At 32.3% G+C, this 18,948-nt stretch carries 16 protein-coding genes, 1 riboswitch and 1 other annotated feature; all 16 genes read right to left on the bottom strand.

All coding sequences use genetic code 11. From position 1 onward, the window contains the following. Window positions 1–81: 81 nt before the first annotated feature. The 16 genes from CD150_RS04715 to CD150_RS04640 all read right to left on the bottom strand — a co-directional run bounded on the left by CD150_RS04715 (window position 82) and on the right by CD150_RS04640 (window position 18,733). On the bottom strand, window positions 82–1,008 hold the full coding sequence (locus tag CD150_RS04715; RefSeq protein WP_073341765.1) for a hypothetical protein: 927 nt from the start codon (window positions 1,006–1,008) through the stop codon (window positions 82–84). A 12-nt stretch (window positions 1,009–1,020) separates the two neighbouring features. Next, window positions 1,021–1,632, bottom strand: a complete 612-nt coding sequence (locus CD150_RS04710) for an NUDIX domain-containing protein (protein WP_064208858.1) — start codon at window positions 1,630–1,632, stop codon at window positions 1,021–1,023. Window positions 1,633–1,878: 246 nt separating this feature from the next. Continuing rightward, on the bottom strand, window positions 1,879–2,235 hold the full coding sequence (gene rplT / locus CD150_RS04705; protein ID WP_019468478.1) for a 50S ribosomal protein L20: 357 nt from the start codon (window positions 2,233–2,235) through the stop codon (window positions 1,879–1,881). Between the two features lie 66 nt (window positions 2,236–2,301). Further along, window positions 2,302–2,502, bottom strand: coding sequence for a 50S ribosomal protein L35 (gene rpmI / locus CD150_RS04700; protein ID WP_019468477.1), 201 nt, complete (start codon window positions 2,500–2,502; stop codon window positions 2,302–2,304). A 28-nt stretch (window positions 2,503–2,530) separates the two neighbouring features. Then, complete coding sequence (infC, locus tag CD150_RS04695; RefSeq protein ID WP_037539866.1) at window positions 2,531–3,058, bottom strand: translation initiation factor IF-3; 528 nt, start codon at window positions 3,056–3,058, stop codon at window positions 2,531–2,533. 23 nt (window positions 3,059–3,081) lie between these two features. Further along, window positions 3,082–3,210: a sequence feature (ribosomal protein L20 leader region), on the bottom strand. 58 nt (window positions 3,211–3,268) lie between these two features. Continuing rightward, the gene (locus tag CD150_RS04690; RefSeq protein ID WP_073341762.1) at window positions 3,269–4,762 is read right to left on the bottom strand and encodes an amino acid permease; all 1,494 of its coding nucleotides are present in this window, start codon (window positions 4,760–4,762) and stop codon (window positions 3,269–3,271) included. A gap of 208 nt (window positions 4,763–4,970) precedes the next feature. After that, a riboswitch (Lysine riboswitch) is annotated at window positions 4,971–5,144 on the bottom strand. Between the two features lie 59 nt (window positions 5,145–5,203). Further along, window positions 5,204–7,141, bottom strand: a complete 1,938-nt coding sequence (gene thrS, locus CD150_RS04685) for a threonine--tRNA ligase (RefSeq protein ID WP_103161392.1) — start codon at window positions 7,139–7,141, stop codon at window positions 5,204–5,206. Window positions 7,142–7,481: 340 nt separating this feature from the next. After that, window positions 7,482–8,405 (bottom strand): primosomal protein DnaI, encoded by a 924-nt coding sequence (gene dnaI, locus CD150_RS04680; RefSeq protein ID WP_073341759.1) that lies wholly within the window; start codon window positions 8,403–8,405, stop codon window positions 7,482–7,484. Window positions 8,406–8,408: 3 nt separating this feature from the next. After that, the gene (gene dnaB / locus CD150_RS04675; protein ID WP_073341756.1) at window positions 8,409–9,800 is read right to left on the bottom strand and encodes a replicative helicase loading/DNA remodeling protein DnaB; all 1,392 of its coding nucleotides are present in this window, start codon (window positions 9,798–9,800) and stop codon (window positions 8,409–8,411) included. Beyond that, window positions 9,801–10,271 carry a transcriptional regulator NrdR gene (nrdR, locus tag CD150_RS04670; RefSeq protein ID WP_046207668.1) on the bottom strand — a complete coding sequence of 157 codons (471 nt, stop codon included), beginning with the start codon at window positions 10,269–10,271 and terminating at the stop codon, window positions 9,801–9,803. It lies immediately after the preceding gene. A gap of 261 nt (window positions 10,272–10,532) precedes the next feature. Next, window positions 10,533–11,558, bottom strand: coding sequence for a type I glyceraldehyde-3-phosphate dehydrogenase (gene gap / locus CD150_RS04665; protein ID WP_073341753.1), 1,026 nt, complete (start codon window positions 11,556–11,558; stop codon window positions 10,533–10,535). A gap of 254 nt (window positions 11,559–11,812) precedes the next feature. Further along, the gene (coaE, locus tag CD150_RS04660; RefSeq protein ID WP_046206879.1) at window positions 11,813–12,439 is read right to left on the bottom strand and encodes a dephospho-CoA kinase; all 627 of its coding nucleotides are present in this window, start codon (window positions 12,437–12,439) and stop codon (window positions 11,813–11,815) included. Between the two features lie 15 nt (window positions 12,440–12,454). Further along, window positions 12,455–13,327, bottom strand: a complete 873-nt coding sequence (gene mutM / locus CD150_RS04655) for a bifunctional DNA-formamidopyrimidine glycosylase/DNA-(apurinic or apyrimidinic site) lyase (protein ID WP_103161391.1) — start codon at window positions 13,325–13,327, stop codon at window positions 12,455–12,457. A 15-nt stretch (window positions 13,328–13,342) separates the two neighbouring features. After that, window positions 13,343–15,973 (bottom strand): DNA polymerase I, encoded by a 2,631-nt coding sequence (gene polA / locus CD150_RS04650; protein ID WP_073341748.1) that lies wholly within the window; start codon window positions 15,971–15,973, stop codon window positions 13,343–13,345. A gap of 361 nt (window positions 15,974–16,334) precedes the next feature. Next, window positions 16,335–18,023, bottom strand: a complete 1,689-nt coding sequence (gene pnpS / locus CD150_RS04645) for a two-component system histidine kinase PnpS (RefSeq protein ID WP_103161390.1) — start codon at window positions 18,021–18,023, stop codon at window positions 16,335–16,337. After that, window positions 18,023–18,733, bottom strand: coding sequence for a response regulator transcription factor (locus CD150_RS04640; protein WP_046206876.1), 711 nt, complete (start codon window positions 18,731–18,733; stop codon window positions 18,023–18,025). Before CD150_RS04640 ends, pnpS begins: the two co-directional genes overlap by 1 nt. Window positions 18,734–18,948: the final 215 nt, after the last annotated feature.

Genomic DNA, 18,948 nt, shown 5'->3' with positions numbered 1-18,948 from the left:
AAAAAGTTGAAATTTATTATATTTTTATATTACCTCTTAACTCCATTACCCATTTTTCATATGAGTTAATGATAAAACTACTTATTTTTCTTTATCTAACGACTCAATGAATGCAAGCACATGATTCGTTTCATCGATACTTTCTAAACCTAACATTGATTTGAAATAATTTGTATAACCTTCTATCCAAGTTTCCTTTGTTGCAATGAGTTCAACATTTAATGGATAAAGTAAAATGGCATGATTATTCAGCATATGAAGTGCTTCTTCTACTAGTTGTTGTGCTGCACCATCTTCAAGTTGCTTCAGAACGTTAGGTATAACTTCAGTTTTAAATAAAGTTTGTTCTAACCCTTCAAGATTCTGTGGAATCACATTGATTTCATATCCATATTTATGAATAGAAATCGTTTGGTCATTTTTTGCAAAACGCAAGTATTCCAACATAATAGTTACGACATTCGGTGCGAGTTTCAGCTCATTCAACAAATGAATCACTGTATCTTGATAACGATATTGACTATGATCTATGAGCGTCAGCATAATGTTAACTTGTTCTTTAAGTGTTAATGTATCAAAACTTTGTAGCATTTGAGCTGCATGTTCATTATGTTTATCAATTTGGCCTAAAGCAAATTCCTTGATTGGAAACAATTCCATTCTCGTCTTATGATCATTGACTTCATCTATGATTTGATTAATAATTTCAACAACTTCAAAATATTGTCCTAAGCCATTTAAACTTTTAACATAATAAATCATTAAATCATCATAATTAGATATACCTTGTTTTAATAGAATGATTGCTTCTTCACGTAGCTCTAAATAATGTTCCATTTTAAAAAGCATCGCACATTTTAATAAAGCCATTTGTTCATCAAGTTCGAACTGAGCTTCTAATGACTCAAACAATTGATAAGCTTGTGCTAAATTATTTTCATTAAAAGCTTGTTTAATTTCTCTAATCAACTTTTCTTTTGATCTCGGAAATGGAATGATATCAGACATTAATCAACACCTCTATTGTATTGCCTGTAAAATGAGCGCACTCCATGTTTCAAAGTCATCATAATTGTCTATCTTGTTATGGTTGACCCATTTAATTTTTAAAGTGTCTGTCTCTTTTGCTTCTACATCATTGCTGTTAACATTAATCTTAAATACAACACCTAAATGTACTTCACCAACTTCATTTGTATCATCATTGATAAAGCCTATGTATGCTAAATTTTGTGATTTACTTTCAGAAAGGCCCACTTCTTCATTTAATTCTCTCTGAGCGTTCACTCTAAGCACTTCATTAATAGATTCAGCACCTTTAACGTCATTCATATGGCCACCAACACCGATCGAAGACTGACCATGCAAACGCGTTTCTCCGCCACCTGAGAGTCGTTCATAAACTAATATTTCATCGTGCTCATTTTCTAAAATGCAATATGAAATAAGTTGTTTATAACTTGGATCTTCTTCCATATCACCACGTCGTTTAATTTCATAATTCGATAGTGTTTCAAAAATGTCTTGTCCCTTGTTCGAATTTTTATCTAAAAATCCATTAAACTGATTATTTTCATTATCAAATAAAATTTTTCTTGGTACTACCGTAATCATTTCGTCAAATTTAGACATTAGTTTCTCCTTCATATGTGACTTCCTTGTCATTTTATCAAAACATTCACGTATCTCAAAACAATACTAATAGCAAAACGCTTACTCGCAGGTAAATTATTAATCATCTAAAATTTCAACCTTTGAATCTAAATCATTAACCTTATAAAGGTATTAACACAAGCATATCTATCATAAAGTATTTACGCAGTGCCAATACCACATAAAAGCCTGAGACAATATGGTGTCCCAGGCTTTATTTGAAAATTATTTTAAAGCTTCTTTAGCTTTTGCTACTAATTCACCAAAAGCTTTGTCATCTGAAATCGCGATTTCAGAAAGCATTTTACGGTTTACGTCGATATCAGCTTTTTTCAAACCATTCATTAATCTTGAATAACTCATGTCATGTTGACGTGCTGCAGCATTAATACGTGTAATCCATAATTTACGGAAGTCACGTTTTCTTTGACGACGGTCACGGAAAGCATATTGACCTGATTTCATAACTTGTTGTTTTGCAACTTTATATAATGTGCGTTTTGCACCAAAGTAACCTTTAGCTAATTTAATCGTCTTTTTACGACGAGCTCTTGTTACTGTTCCACCTTTTACTCGTGGCATAATAAATTCCTCCTTAAAATGTGTACATTCTTAAATTTTTCGCTGTTTCTCAGGCTATCTCGTCAATTATTTTTTATAAGATAATAATTGTTTTACACGTTTCATGTCTGATTTGTGCACTAATGAAGCTTTACGTAATTTACGTTTTTGTTTAGTTGTTTTATTTGCAAACATATGTGAAGTGAAAGCTCTTGAACGTTTTAATTGACCTGAAGCAGTTCTTTTAACACGTTTAGCAGCTCCACGGTGGGTTTTCATTTTAGGCATGATTCATTTCCTCCTGTATTATCTAATATTATTTTTCGTTTATTGGGTTAAGCATAATGAACATTTGACGACCGTCCATTTTAGGTCTTTGCCCAATAGTTGCGATATCTTTACATTCTTCAGCGAATTTTTCTAAAACTCGTTGACCAATTTCTTTATGCGTAATCGCACGTCCTCTGAAACGAATAGAAACTTTACATTTATCGCCTTTTTCTAAGAACTTACGTCCATTTTTCAATTTAGTTTGGAAATCATGTTCCTCAATTGTTGGACTTAAGCGAATTTCTTTAAGGTTGATTGTTTTTTGTTTCTTCTTCATTTCTTTTTCTTTTTTCTGTTGTTCGAATTTGTATTTGCCGTAATCCATAATCCTTGCAACAGGTGGTTTAGCGTTTGGAGCCATTAAGACTACATCTAAACCTACTCTTTCAGCCATTTCTAGGGCTTCGGATTTTGATTTAACACCAATTTGTTCTCCGTCTTGCCCTATCAAACGTAATTCTTTTGCGCGAATCTTTTCGTTAACTTGAGTCTGATCTTTTGCTATGGTTGACACCTCCAAGATTTTTACGAAATTATCCCAAGCAAAAAGAGCGAGTATATAATATACCCGCTCTTCTCTACACATGATATTTTCATGTATATATAGACCTGCCAACTGCATTTAGCGTCGCTACAGGTGAGAAGCGGGAGCTTCTACTTGGTTCGTTTCGTATTCAACATTACCTATCTTAGCAACTATCTTCAAATAAGTCAACAGTTTATTTTAATTATGTTTAATTTCGTCCATATCGATGTCTTGTCGTAAGTTCACTTTCTCTAATGGTACCATTCTCGTTTTATAACGTAATTTATGATAAATAAAGAATGCTAGAAATACTGGTATACCCATATATGTGATAATAAATCGGTTCAGGTTAAAGTCACCTGTTTGGATAAAATCAACGTCTTGTCCAATAATGACTAACACACAAAGGACACCAGCAAAGATTGGGCCAAATGGGAATAGTTTAGCTTTGTATTTTAATTTAGATTTATCATAATTTTGCTTGTCAAATGCTTTTCTGAATCTATAATGACTGACTGCGATACCTACCCAAGCGATAAAACCAGTCATACCACTTGCAGCAACAATATATTCGTAAGCATCACCACTCAAATGTTGCAATACAAAGATACCCACGACAATCACAGCTGTCGTAATTAACGATACATATGGTACGCCATTTCTATTTGTTTTACCAAAAACTGGATATGCTAATTTGTCTTTACTCATGGAGTATAGCATTCTAGTCGATGCATACATTCCAGAATTACCAGCAGATAATACCGATGTTAAGATAACGGCATTCATAAATGATGCTGCAAATGCTAATCCAGCATTTTTAAATACAAGTGTAAATGGTGAGGTAGCAATATCATCGCCACCACCCATTAAGGAAGGACTATCATACGGTATTAACATACCAATTACAAAAATTGCTAATATATAGAAAATCAATATTCTCCAAAATACTTGTTTAATTGCTTTAGGTACTGCTCGTTCTGGATTTTCAGATTCACCAGCTGTAATACCGATTAATTCAGTACCTTGGAATGAGAAGCCTGCAACTAAGAATACACCAAGAATTGTCAGTAGACTACCACCTAAGCCGTCACCAAGAATTGGGCCACCGCCTTTAGAAAATGTGTCAAAACCTACGAATTCTCCACCCATAATTCCAAGTATAGTAAGTAGACCGATGGCAATAAAAATGATAACTGTAACAACTTTAATTAATGCAAACCAGTATTCACTTTCACCATAAACTCTAACAGACAAAGCGTTTAGTCCAAATATAATAATTAGGAACAAACAGCTCCAACTCCAAGCTGGTATACCTGAAAGAGGTGTCCAATATTGAATCACTTGTGCAGCAATCGTAACATCTGCAGCAACTGTAATAACCCAGTTGAACCAATAATTCCATCCCAATGCAAATCCAAGTGATGGATCAACAAAACGTGTAGCATAAGTACTAAATGAACCAGAAACAGGTAAATAAGTAGCCATTTCTCCTAAAGATGTCATAAGGAAAAATACCATTGCTCCAATAATTACATATGCAAGTAATGCACCCAAGGCACCTGCATCATGAATTGCACCACCAGAAGTCATAAACAAACCAGTACCAATACAACCACCAATTGCTATCATGGATATATGACGATCTTTTAGCCCTCTTTTAACTCCATTATTTTGATTTACTTCTTTTGCCATAGATGCTCCCTTTCCTTTAAACTTAGAGGCCAACTTACTATGCGATTATAATTATACTTTTATAGTTATTAATAACCTTTACATCGGAATATACATGTTATTTAACCAATTTGCTATAAATTTCCCGTTTTAGTATGAATAATAATCTTAAACCTAAATAAAATGGTTACATACCTATTAGATATGCAACCATTTTAGTCATAGCATTTATATAGGTAGCACATCACATATGTGACAGTCCAGTCTCTTTCGAAAACTGACCCAACCAATAGTGAAAAATGGTCACTTTTGATTTCGGCATTTTTACCTTTCACAAATCCTACATACGCTCCAAATAGCTTACAGATTGTTACTGATTAAAAACGCAACCTCTAACTCAATTTTTTTATTTTTTTATTTCACTAAGATTCAATATACATGATTTCAACATTACTTTCAAGGTTATCTTTGTTTTTTAAGTCTGATTTCATCTACCAAATCCCAAATAAATGATTCTTTTTCAACCGTTTCTTGATCTTGCGAACCATATTTTCTAACATTCACTTCATTATTTTCCATCTCTTTATCCCCAACGACAAGTTGATAAGGGATTTTTTGCATTTGTGCTTCTCTGATTTTATAACCCATTTTTTCATTTCGATCATCTATTTCGACTCTTACACCTTGTGATTTAAGTTCGTCTTGTAAATGTCTAGCATAATCATAATGCAAGTCAACGTTTACAGGAATAATTTCAACTTGTTTTGGTGCTAACCACGTAGGGAAAGCTCCTTTAGTTTCTTCTGTTAAAAATGCAACAAAGCGCTCCATTGTCGAAACAACACCACGATGGATGACTACAGGTCTATGTTGCTCACCGTCTTTTCCTATATATGACAATTCAAATTTTTCAGGTAGTAAGAAGTCTAATTGAGCCGTAGATAACGTTTCTTCTTTACCCATAGCTGTTTGTACTTGAACATCTAACTTAGGGCCATAAAAGGCAGCTTCCCCAATAGCTTCTTCGTATGCTAAACCTAGTTCATCAACCCCTTCTTTCAACATACTCTCTGCTTTATTCCACATTTCATCATCATCAAAGTACTTTTCTTTATCTTCAGGATCTCTGTAACTTAAGCGGAATTTATAATTTTCAAATCCAAAGTCTTCATAAACATCGACAATTAAATTAACAACGCGTTTGAATTCTTCTTTTATTTGATCTGGTCTTACAAAAATATGTGCATCATTTAAAGTCATTCCTCTAACACGTTGTAATCCAGAAACAGCACCACTTGCTTCATAACGATGCATTGTACCTAATTCCGCAATTCGAATTGGTAATTCACGATATGAATGTGGTTTATTCGCATAAATCATCATATGGTGAGGGCAATTCATAGGTCTTAACACCATTTCTTCATTTTCATCTAATTTCATAGTTGGGAACATGTCCTCTTGATAATGATCCCAGTGTCCTGATGTTTTATATAAATCTACATTTGCCATCACTGGTGTATACACGTGATCATAACCCATACTTACTTCTTTATCTACAATATATCGTTCAATTTCGCGACGAATTGTTGCACCGTTCGGTAACCACAATGGTAAACCTGCACCTACTAATTGATTGTTTGAGAATAGTTCTAATTCTTTACCAATTTTACGGTGATCGCGTTCTTTGCGTTCTTCTAGCATTTTAAGATGTGCCTTTAAGTCTTTTTTATCAAAGAAAGCAGTACCATATATACGTTGAAGCATTTTATTATCACTATCTCCACGCCAATATGCGCCTGCAGTTGATAAAAGTTTAAACTCTTTAATTTTTGAAGTTGATGGTACATGAACACCACGACATAAATCAGTGAATTCACCCTGCGAATACAAAGTAACATTTTCATCTTCTGGAATAGCATCTATTAGTTCTAGTTTATACGGATCATCAGCAAAAAATGTTTTCGCTTCATCTCTCGATACTACTTTTCGTTCTATAGGATAGTTTTCATTGACGATTTGTTTCATTGTTTTTTCTATTTTTTCAAAATCATCAGATGACACACTTTCAGACATATCAAAATCATAATAAAATCCACCATCAACGACTGGACCCACACCAAATTTCACATCTCCATATAAACGCTTTAAAGCTTGTGCCATTAAATGTGCAGTAGAGTGACGCAAAACTTCTAAAGCTTCATCACTACCAGGTGTAACTATTTCAATTTCACCATCTGTTTCGATTGGTCTTGTTAAATCAATCATTTGTCCATTTAACTTTCCTGCTACAGCTTTTTTTCTTAAACCAGGACTGATTGAGTGTGCAATCTCTTCTGTAGTAGTTCCTTTTTCAAATGCTTTCGCATTACCATCTGGAAAAGTAATATTTATTTGATCCATTTAAATTCCTCCTATTTATACTTGCCTTAAATCATCACGAAATAGTCATATTACAAACGTAAAACAAAAAGACCCCATCCCTAAAAGGGACGAGGTCTTCGCGGTACCACCCTAATTAAAGTAATTTTTATAATGATAAAAATACTTTACTCTACATAAGTTAACGGTCTTGAGCCGGATGTTGATTAGAACATCTATCATGAAGTAGTAACAGATAATGATACTTACCAAATTCTCATCACACATTGGTTCTCTGTGAAGTATGAAATTATCTATCATGTCTTCATTTTATTTCGCTTGATTTAGATTTAATTATATTATACAACATTTTTTTAATAATTCAATCGTTACGATAATTTTTGCCTTCCAAAAAATATGGTGTTGCTAACGATTTAATTCTTTCCATTATTCTAGCTGCTTTTGTTTTTTCTGTACCATTGCGCGTAACAGAAAGATGATATTCTAATTCTTCAAAGCTTAGGTTAGAACTAAAAAACGTTGGTAATTCTTGAACCATTCTATAATGAAGTAATGGGCCAATTACTTCATCTCTTGCCCAAGGTGTAATCTCTTCAGCGCCAATATCATCTAACATTAACACATGTGATTCACGTACTTTCGCTAACCTTGATTCGAAACTACCATCTTTAAATCCACCTTTTAAAGTGCGAATAAATTCTGGTAGATATACAATCGTAGAAGGTACTTTTTCAACTTTTAATTCATTGGCAATCGCACCTAATATAAATGATTTTCCAGTTCCAAAAGGACCATGTATATATAAACCTTTGACTTGGGGCGCTTTTTCTACTATTTTTTCGCAAATATCGGTTGCTGCCATTGCAACATCTATACGATCTCTTTTGTCCATATAAATATCGCTTAATTTCGCATTTAATGTATCTCGTTGCATATGATGTGAAGCAATTAAATGGGCATCAAATTTTTCTTCGTCATGTTTGATTTTACATGGACAAGGTAGGTAACGAATTTTTATGTGCTGATTTTCTACATATAATTCAGGCACATGACCCTTAACAAAGTTCGGACAATCTTTAAAAGCATGGCCATCATAATGTTTTTCTTGATCTTTGTATTCTTGTAAAATATTCAAATCTTCATCAATCATTGCATTAGTTACTTCTGATTGATGTGTCTCTAAAAACATTTTGACATCTGGATCATTGATAACATCTTTTTTTATCTTTTCAATTCGCTGACTTAAATCCTTAGAGTCACCCATAATATGATTGAAAGACTTCATATATTATTCCTCCTCTCGCTTACTATTCAATCGTTTTAACAACGCTTCACGGTCTCTTTTTAACGCTTCATCTTCATCTGGATTATTAAGTTCTTCTAAACTTTGATTTTTCGTTTCTTTACTATCTCGTTCTTCTAGCCATTTAGGTGTCATTTCCCTAGAAACGAGTTGTTTAGGTTTATAACTACCATTTTTAGTTTGATTTGACTGTTTGGATGTAGGTTGGTTCACCTTTTTAGCATAATGATACGCTTCTTCTGCAGTTTTGATACCCTTTTTTTTCCAATTTGATGCAATCTCAAAGATATAAGTTTTAGGAAGTTTCATGTCTTCTTTTAACATTACAAATTGTAAAAGTATATTAATTACACCAAATGGTAGTTGTTCTCTTTCAACTAATTCTTCGACCATATACTTTTGCTGCGTCGTCGGTTCAGATTCTGACCACGAAGCAAGCATATCGATGGGGCTAGTTTCGTCTAATTGTTTTAACCAATGATTTGAATCATCTTCTGTTATATTATTTTTTTCCGTGCTGACACCATCTATATAATTTGATTTTTTAGCCTTTAATTTTGGAAGCTGTTGCTCATGTTCTATGAGGTAATAGGTTCTAGCATGTTTACGCATTTCTTCAAAAGAGAGCTCTTGTGCACTAGTGATTGATTTTAAAATAATGCGTTTCATTGCTTCTGGTGTTAAACCATATAAAGTCGCAATCTGTGTGATCAATGCTTTAGCTTCACTATCAATTATTTTAGTGCTAATAAAATGATTTTGTAATAAATCATAAAGTACTTCAAAATCAAAATTTACATTAGATAAATCTGTACCACCATAAGTTTCTTCACTTTCAATCATCTGTGTATCTTCAGTCAGTGCTTTGTTAGGCACTTTAAACACATCAATGAATGTGCGCGTCACATCTTTGTACTGACTTAAGTCAATGGTCATTTGATCCTCGAAATGTGATTTCAGTTGCAAGTAGCGTTGCTTACTTACTTGACTATATAAATATACAGATAACATAGGATCATTAAAAAATTGCTCTGCTGATGGTGGTTGTACAAGCTTGTATACAAAAGAAGAGTGCTGTTTAGAATGATGCGCAAAAGATTTTAATAATCCAATGCCTTCTAACAAATCCATTTCCTTTCTGAATTCAAGTAAGTTTATTTTTAATTCATTCATAATAATATAATGTGTCAACACAACATCTTGTTCAAATTCTACGAACTGATTCAAATAATGATACAAACCAATAGCATTTGAGCCAATCATTGGCGTAAATAATCTATTAAGTATTTCTAAATGTTTATGATTTAAATAAAAATGACGCAACACGTGGAAATCATCTTGTGGTCTTAAACCATAATCATAGGACTGTAATCCCATTTAAGAATCACTCCGTTTGTTTTCTGCTAAAATTCCTTGCATTGATTGTAATAGTTGATCAACATCTTTAAATTCTTTATAAACAGATGCAAATCGCACATAAGAAACTTGATCCACATGCATCAATAAATTCATGACGTGTTCCCCTATTTCTCTTGAAGAAATTTCGGCACGTCCTTCATCTCTTAATTTCCATTCTACATTATTAGTAATATCTTCTAATTGTTGATAACGCACAGGTCTTTTTTCACATGAGCGCACCAAACCATTGAGTATTTTTTCAGGTAAAAATTGTTCACGTGTGCCATCTTTTTTGACAACGATTAACGGTCTTTTTTCAATATGTTCAAACGTAGTAAACCTTGTGCCACATTGTTCACATTCTCTTCTACGTCTGATCGCATTAACTTCATCAGCATGTCGTGAATCTACAACGCGAGAGTGCGTTGAACTACATTTCGGGCATTTCATCGAATTACCACCCTCTCAATTTGATTACCATTCATTATACTATAAATCGTTATGCCACAAAAGAATGGTATTACACAATAACGCTATTTATTTATAATAAATACACTTAACCATTCATATTTAAAATAAAACCTCTCTTCAAAGTGAAAATGCACATTCACTTTAAAGAGAGGTAAAGGTATAAGTTAACAATAAATTAATTTTCTTGGATACGCAATTACAAAGCAGTAACCACATTAAATATTTACAGTAATTAGGCTATTAATTAACAACAGTTGATACATTATTTTTTAATAATTGACCAATTTCATCGGCAACATCAACAACTCTATTTGAATAACCCCATTCATTATCATACCAAGCTATAACTTTCACTTTATTTTCACCCATAATCATTGTACTTTGTGTATCAATAATGGCTGAATGTGGATTTGTGTTAAAGTCCATAGATACAAGCGGTGCATCTTCAGTCGCAATCACATCTTCTAATGTGTTATTTCTGAAAGCTTCATTAACTTGTTCTACTGTTACGTTAGTATCTAAATCAACCACTAAATCAACTAATGATACATTTTTAGTCGGCACTCTTAAAGCCATGCCATGTAGTTTGCCTTCTAGTTCAGGTAAAACTTCTTTAAGTGCTTTAGCTGCTCCAGTCGAAGTAGGAATAATACTCTCATTACATGAACGCGCACGTCTTAAGTCTTTATGTGGATTATCAATATTATTTTGATCATTAGTAATAGCATGCACTGTTGTCATTAAACCATTTTGAATACCGAATTGGTCATTAAGTACTTTTGCCACAGGCCCAATGCAATTCGTTGTACAAGAAGCATTACTAAAGATATCATATTTTTCAATGTCTAATTGATCATTATTCACACCTTTAACAATCATTTGTACATCTCCACCTTTAGATGGTCCTGTTAACAACACTTTTTTAGCACCAGCCGAAATATGAGCGACTGCTTTATCACCGTGATTAAATTTACCAGTAGCTTCAATTACAATATCTACATCAAGTTCGCCCCATGGTAAATTTTCTGGATTTCTGTCAGCAACAAGTTTTATTTCACGGTCATCAACTTTTATACCATTCTCAATAGGTTCTACCTTTAAATCGAAATTACCATGTGTTGTATCATAATTGATTAGGTGAGCAATTGTTTCTGGTGGATAGCTAGCATTAATCGCGACTACATTCATATTTTCATTTTTTAGCGCTATTCTTAATACCATTCTTCCTATTCTACCCATTCCATTAATTGCAATATTTGTCGTCATTCGAAGCACCCCTCGTTTTAGTGTTATACTTTATGGAATTAGTATAACATAAATCGATAAATGCGAAAGCGTTTTCTTAAAGAAAAATTTAAAAAACTTAAAATAATTAAAATTGTAGTTTTCTAAACGATTAATTTTAGAAAAATCTTTATCCTTATTATTATTAATATACAAAAAAATCCCTCCAAAGTTTTCATTTATTAAATGTCCACTTTGAAGGAATCAAATGCGTATGATTTTAAAAACATTGTTATTTATATTTCTTGCGAATGACCTGTTTCACTTTCGATATAACCTTCATCAGTTAATAATTGTTCTAAGTTTTGTTTTAAATCTAATTTAGAATCTCGATTATCGATAACATGGTCTGCCATTCTGCGTTTTTTATCTATGGATATTTGACTATAAACACGTGCCTTTGCATCCTCCATAGAAATATCATTACGTTGCATTAATCTATCAATTTGGATACTTTCAGAAGTATAGACAAGCCATACTTCATCGACTGTATCTTGTAGTTCATTTTCATAAAGTAATGGGATATCCATAATTACATTATATCCATCTTTTAGAAATGCTTCTTTTTCTTGTTCCATAATGGTTCTAACAATTGGATGTACGATTTCATTTAATTCTAATCTTTTTTCTGGATAGTTGAAAATAATATCTCCTACATATTCTCGGTTCATATTACCATCTTCATCGATTGCTTCTTCTCCAAATGTTGAACGCACCTGCTCTAGTCCTTCAGAACCTTTTTCAACAGCTTTACGTGATGCAATATCTGCATCAACAATTTTAAAACCATGTGCTGTTAACAATTCTGAAACAGTTGATTTTCCTGATGCGATACCACCAGTTAATCCAATAACTTTAGGCATAATTTCACTCTTCCTTCATTTTTGACATACAGGACAGAAATGACTATTACGTGTTGCAATGATTTGTGTCTCAATATCATTTCCGCACACTTTACATGTCTTTTGTTTATATACATTTAAATGTTGTTGCATTGTACCTGTACTTCCATCTGCATGGAGATAATCTGAAATACTGGTACCTTCATATTTAATACCCGCTTCTAACACTTCTCGAACATAATAAAATAACATTTCTTTTTCTTGATGATTTAAATCCTTAGATATACGTGCTGGATGGATACCTGCTCTAAATAATGCTTCACAGGCATAGATGTTACCACAACCTGAAATTACTCTATGGTCTAATATCATTTGTTTGATTGTTTTATTTTGATATAATTTTTTATCAAACCATGACATATAATGTGGTAATGCTTCTTTCTCAAAAGGTTCCGGTGCGATTTCTAAAAATGATGGATATCCTTCAAATGAAGCAACATTTCTAATCTCACCAAATCTCCGAATATCTGAGTAAACTAAGAGTTTGTCATTATCTAATTTAAAAATAACATGCCAATGTTTACGATAATTGGGAGCACTGATATCTTCTAAATGATCTACGACAAAAAAACCACCTGCCATACCTAAATGGCTAATAATTATTCTTTGTGTCGAACTATTTTCAATATAAAAAACAATATATTTGCTACGTCTTTCAATATTATGAATCGTGTAGCCTTTAGTATAATTTTTAAATGTATCTAAAGATAACCCTTTAATAATCGTTTCTTTATTATTATTTTTTCCTTCTATCACTTTATCAGAGAACATAATATCCTCAATTTTTTGCCCTTTTACAAAAGGCCTTATCCCTCTTGTAACATGTTCAACTTCAGGTAGTTCAGGCACTATATTCCCCTCTTTCTATTTCGCGTCATACCATGTTTGTCCATAACTAGATTCTACTTTCAATGGAACATCTAATTTCAATGCATTATCCATTATCTTTTCAATAAATTTTTCAAAGTCTTCTACTTCTTCTTCTGGCAATTCAAAAATTAACTCATCGTGTACTTGTAGTAATAGTTGAGCATGAAAATCTGTATGTTTAACCTCGTTAGCAAAATGAACCATCGCAAGTTTGATGATATCTGCTGCGCTTCCTTGTATAGGTGTATTCATTGCTGTTCTTTCAGCAAAACTTCTTAAATTAAAATTTCTACTTGTAATATCTGGAATATAGCGTCTTCTATGAAGCAGTGTCTCTACATAACCTTGCGCTTTACAATCTTTAACTATGTCTTCCATATATTGTTTGACACCAGGGAAACTATCCAGATAATCATCTATAAATTTTTTGGCTTGTTTTCTAGTTATTCCCAAGCTTTGGCTTAATCCATAGTCACTTATACCATAAACAATACCAAAATTCACAGCTTTTGCTTGTCTCCGCATTAAACTATCAACATTTTCAGGTTCTACATCAAAAACTTTCACTGCTGTGGCTGTGTGAATATCTTCATCATTGATGAACGCCTGTTTCAAACTTTCATCTTGTGTAATATGTGCCAGTACTCTTAATTCAATTTGTGAATAATCGGCTGAAAAGATAACATTATTTTTATCACTTGACTTAAATGCTTTTCTAATTTTTCGACCTTCTTCTAAACGTACTGGTATATTTTGAAGGTTTGGATCGATTGATGATAGACGTCCAGTTTGAGCCAATGTTTGATTAAATCGAGTATGGATACGATTATCTTCAGCAATCACTTTTTGTAAGCCTTCAACATACGTTGATTGTAATTTAGCTAATTGCCTATATTCTAAAATATATTCTATGATTGGATGTTCTCCTTGTAACTGTTCTAATACATCAACCGCTGTAGAGTATCCTGTCTTTGTCTTTTTAATGACAGGTAATTTTAATGTTTCAAATAATACAACACCTAATTGTTTTGGTGAGTTAATATTAAACTTTTCACCTGCAGCATCATAGATATTGTCAATTAAGACATCTAATTTACTTTGAATTTCTACTTCCATTTGTTGTAGTTCACTAAGTTCAGTATAAATACCTGTCTCTTCCATTTTACTTAAAATACGAGCCAACGGTAATTCTAAATCATGTAATAAATCAGTTTGATTATAGTCATCCAATTGTTGTTGAATTTTTGGTTTAACTTGGTTGATGGCGTTGATAATAGTTCCCACATAAGGATTTAATACGTCATCTGATGGAATTTGTTTTTTCTTGCCTTTTCCATATATTGCTACACTTGATTGAACATAATGCTGACCATAGTTTGCTACCACAGAATTCACATCATCTATTGTGCGTGAAGGATCAATAATGTAACTTGCTAGCATCACATCAAACACAATATGCTTAATATTAATACCAAGTCGATGTGCTACGATATAAGACTTTTTGGCATCGTAGACGATTTTTTCAGTCTTCTCATTTTCAAGCCAAGCAACCAGTGACTGATTTTGTGAAAGTTGTTCGGCATTGACTACGACATAATGTTGACCATCGAAGAAGCCAAATTTCAAAATATTGTCTTTTAAGTAATTGGCACCATCTAACTCGAAATGGATGATTGCTGTTTTTAATGAGTTGAAATCAATTTTTGTAAAATCATCTTCTAGTTCAATATCCATCTCTTGAACGTCAGAGTCATTAATTGAAGCATCCATCTGGTCTAAGAGTTGATTAAATTCTAATTTTTTAAATAGTTCAATTTTGTCATCAGTATCTGATTGATCAGGCAATTTAGTATCTTCTAATGATACTTCAATTGGACTATCACAATTGATAGTCGCCAACGTTTTACTCATTAAAGCATCATCTTTACTATTTTCAAGCTTTTCTTTCAATTTTTTACCCGAAACTTCATCAATATGTTCGTATACATTTTCTACTGTGGAAAATTGGTTTAATAGTTTAATGGCTGTTTTTTCTCCAACGCCTGCCACACCAGGAATATTATCAGAACTATCCCCCATTAGACCTTTCATATCAATAATTTGTTTCGGCGATAAACCATTATATTTTTCTGCTATAAATTCTGGAGTATAATGGTCAACATCTGTAACACCCTTTTTAGTGTAATAGATTGTAACATCGTCAGTAGCTAATTGTGTTAAGTCACGATCACCAGTAATGATTATTGTTTGGAAGTTTTCATGATTAGCTTGTTTGCTTAAAGTACCTATAATGTCATCTGCTTCATAGTTTTCTAATTCATAACGTTTGATATGGTATGCATCCAATAATTGTCTAACGTATGGAAATTGCTCACTAAGTTCTGGAGGAGTGGATTGTCGTCCACCTTTATATTCACTATATTGCGCATGTCTAAATGTTGTTTTCCCAGCATCAAAAGCGACTAAAAAATGTGTGGGTTGTTCTTCTTTTATAATTTTTTCCAACAACATTGCAAAACCATAAACGGCGTTCGTATGAATACCAGCTTTATTTTGTAATAATGGTAACGCATAAAAAGCTCTAAAGCTCAAACTGTTTCCATCAATTAAAATTAATTTATTCAATATTTTAACCTCCAACACATATTTACTTTCCATTTTATCATAAATTATAGGTCAATCCGTATTCATTCGATGAGGTTGAGATAAAATAATTATCTCAATTAATCTCCATGTTAATGTCAGTCACTGTTAATCCACATATTATAGTTTAATGATTAAGTATTACTATGCACATGTTTATCGTCTCTATCACAGGCAGCTTTCCACCCTATTCAATCACAAGCACTTTTCTCTTTGTATAGGACAAAACAATGATTTCTAATAAATTTGAGTTTTTCTTATTCTATTTTTACTAACACAAAATAAAACGACCGATTAACCTTGTCCTATGATGGTTATGGTTAAATCGGTCGTAGTTATTATTTTAATCAAAAAATGTGACTCTAAAAGTTGAACCTTTTTCTGGTTCACTAAACACATTAATTCTACCTTGATGGGCTTCCATAATATGTTTTGTAATAGATAAGCCTAAACCTGTGCCTCCTGAATCTCTACTGCGGGCTTTATCTACACGATAAAAGCGTTCAAAGATATGTTTTTGATCTTGCTTACTAATACCAATACCAAAATCTTGAACTTCAAGCACACGCTTATTACCTTCTTTGAAAACACGCACAATGACTTGACCAGAAACTTTAGAATAACTTATTGCGTTCGAAAGTAAATTAAGTGCTACTTGCGAAACTTTATCTTTATTTGCCTCAATAATAATATCTGGTTCAATCTCATTAACTATTGTTATATTTTTACTTTCTGCGATATTTTGCATATGCTTCATTGTTGACTCAGCAATTTCAGATAAACTTGTTGGTTCTGTTTCTAATTGTGTTTGTTGCTCAACATGAGACAAATCTAATAAGTCATATACTAATGTTTCAATACGATTCGATTCTTTAGAAATGATGTTTAAAAAGTCATTTAATGTTTGTTCATCATTTTTAGCACCATCTAAAAGTGTTTCGGCGAAGCCTTTTATAGAAGTGATAGGTGTTTTCAATTCATGTGATACATTAGCTACGAATTCACGTCTTAAATTTTCTAATTTTTTCAAATTTGTAATATCATGTAGCACAACTACCATACCGTAAAGATTCTTTTTACTTTTAGATAAAATTGGAATACATGCTGTGTCAAAGTATTTTTGGTGGACTTGGTCAGTTGTCAACTCTATTTGATCATAAGTTGATTTTTCAACTTTAAATGCTTCGGCAATTAACTTTTGAATCTCTGGATCTATAAAGTCGATATAGCTTTTATGTTCTACAACATTCTCAGGATTAAACACATCATAATATGATTTGTTTGCAATTACAATCTCACCATATTTATCTATCATTAAAATTGAACTAGGAATATTTTCTATCGTTGTTTTCAATCGATTAGATTGTAACTTTTGTTTATGATTTAATCGTTGTAATCTTCTGGCTAGCTCATTAGTGGTGACGAATAATTCTCTCGTTTCTTTAACATTACTTTCTGGAACCCTTACATGATAATAACCTTCGGCTAATAGGTTTGTTGCATATGTAACTTCATTTATCGGTCTAATGTAAGTTCTATTAATGCTTCTCACGACAAAGAAAATAATAACCAATACAAATAATCCAATTAAACCTACATATTTCCATATACCTATTTGTAGTTCTAGTATTTGATTATTAACACCACTGATAATCACATCTTTATCTCTAATCGAAGTTTTAAAAGTATATCTACGGTCATCCCCTATTTTATCGTAAATTATTTTGGAAGGATTCGCTTCATTATTAATATCATTATTAAATGGGGTCCCTGATTTTGTGGAAAATACTTCATCGTTACCTTCAGTAAGTATCAAAGTAAAATTTTCGTTTTTTGCAATATCTTTGATTTCATCTGTTTTATCATGATTGTATAAACTGACTAAATGTTGTGCTTGGTGTTCTAAGTCACCTTGTTGGCTTGATATGACTGTATTGTATATGACATGTGTAATTATTGCACCTAATGCAACAAAACTAATGATAACGATGGTACATAATAAAAATAAGAGTCTTTGGTGAAACTTCAACATTAGACTTTAGGTCTTTCCAATTTATAGCCTAAACCTCTAACTGTTTTTATCAATTTAGGCTGCTTAGGGTTCTCTTCCAATTTATCTCTTAAATGACTTATATGTACATCCACAATTCTTGAGTCACCTGCAAATTCGTAATTCCAAACAGAGTTTAACATATGCTCACGTGTAATTACTCTGCCTTGTCTTTCAATAAGGTATAGTAACAGTTCAAATTCTTTAGGTGTAAGTTCTAATAATTCATCGCCACGGTAAACCTCAAAATATTCTGGTCTAATTCTGATAGAACCAATTAAAATATCATCTTCATCATTTTCAACTGGGACTGCTTCATTGATCATGGCAGAACGTCTTAAAATGGCTTTAACTCTAGCTACCACTTCTCTCGGTGAAAATGGCTTAGTCATATAATCGTCTGCACCAAGTTCTAGCCCTAACACACGATCAAATTCATCATCTTTAGCAGTTAACATTAAAATTGGCACTAAATTTTTATCAGATCGGATCGTTTTACAAACTTCGATTCCATCTTTTTTAGGAAGCATAACATCTAATACAACCAATTCTGGATTTACAGCATTCACTTTTTCTAATGCTTCTTCACCATCATAGGCAACATCCACGATATATCCAGCTTGCTCTAAATTATATTTTAACAAGGTTACAATTGATTGCTCATCATCTACTACAAGTACTTTTTGTGACATAGTATACCTCCAAATTTATGATTACAAATTAATTATAACGTAAATTTTAATAAAAATAACATACTTAAAAGTATTTTTACATAAACTTAATAAATAGAAAATAATTAGTTATTTGTAAAGAAAGCACAAAGAATTTGTATCGTCTACATAAACAATTCTTCAATGAATCTATAACTGGTATTGAATATTCTTATTATTCCGGATTTTAATAATAG

The sequence above is a fragment of the Staphylococcus ureilyticus genome, from assembly GCF_002902235.1.
Classification (GTDB): Bacteria; Bacillota; Bacilli; order Staphylococcales; family Staphylococcaceae; genus Staphylococcus; species Staphylococcus ureilyticus.
This window is presented reverse-complemented; position numbering and strand designations above follow the sequence as displayed.

What these genes read in the sequence shown, in the direction of transcription:
- CD150_RS04715 (WP_073341765.1), bottom strand. Translation starts at nt 1,008, where the DNA reads ATGTCTGATATCATTCCATTTCCGAGATCAAAAGAAAAGTTGATTAGA.
- CD150_RS04710 (WP_064208858.1), bottom strand. Translation starts at nt 1,632, where the DNA reads ATGTCTAAATTTGACGAAATGATTACGGTAGTACCAAGAAAAATTTTA.
- rplT (WP_019468478.1), bottom strand. Translation starts at nt 2,235, where the DNA reads ATGCCACGAGTAAAAGGTGGAACAGTAACAAGAGCTCGTCGTAAAAAG.
- rpmI (WP_019468477.1), bottom strand. Translation starts at nt 2,502, where the DNA reads ATGCCTAAAATGAAAACCCACCGTGGAGCTGCTAAACGTGTTAAAAGA.
- CD150_RS04690 (WP_073341762.1), bottom strand. Translation starts at nt 4,762, where the DNA reads ATGGCAAAAGAAGTAAATCAAAATAATGGAGTTAAAAGAGGGCTAAAA.
- thrS (WP_103161392.1), bottom strand. Translation starts at nt 7,141, where the DNA reads ATGGATCAAATAAATATTACTTTTCCAGATGGTAATGCGAAAGCATTT.
- dnaI (WP_073341759.1), bottom strand. Translation starts at nt 8,405, where the DNA reads ATGAAGTCTTTCAATCATATTATGGGTGACTCTAAGGATTTAAGTCAG.
- dnaB (WP_073341756.1), bottom strand. Translation starts at nt 9,800, where the DNA reads ATGGGATTACAGTCCTATGATTATGGTTTAAGACCACAAGATGATTTC.
- nrdR (WP_046207668.1), bottom strand. Translation starts at nt 10,271, where the DNA reads ATGAAATGCCCGAAATGTAGTTCAACGCACTCTCGCGTTGTAGATTCA.
- gap (WP_073341753.1), bottom strand. Translation starts at nt 11,558, where the DNA reads ATGACGACAAATATTGCAATTAATGGAATGGGTAGAATAGGAAGAATG.
- coaE (WP_046206879.1), bottom strand. Translation starts at nt 12,439, where the DNA reads ATGCCTAAAGTTATTGGATTAACTGGTGGTATCGCATCAGGAAAATCA.
- pnpS (WP_103161390.1), bottom strand. Translation starts at nt 18,023, where the DNA reads ATGTTGAAGTTTCACCAAAGACTCTTATTTTTATTATGTACCATCGTT.
- CD150_RS04640 (WP_046206876.1), bottom strand. Translation starts at nt 18,733, where the DNA reads ATGTCACAAAAAGTACTTGTAGTAGATGATGAGCAATCAATTGTAACC.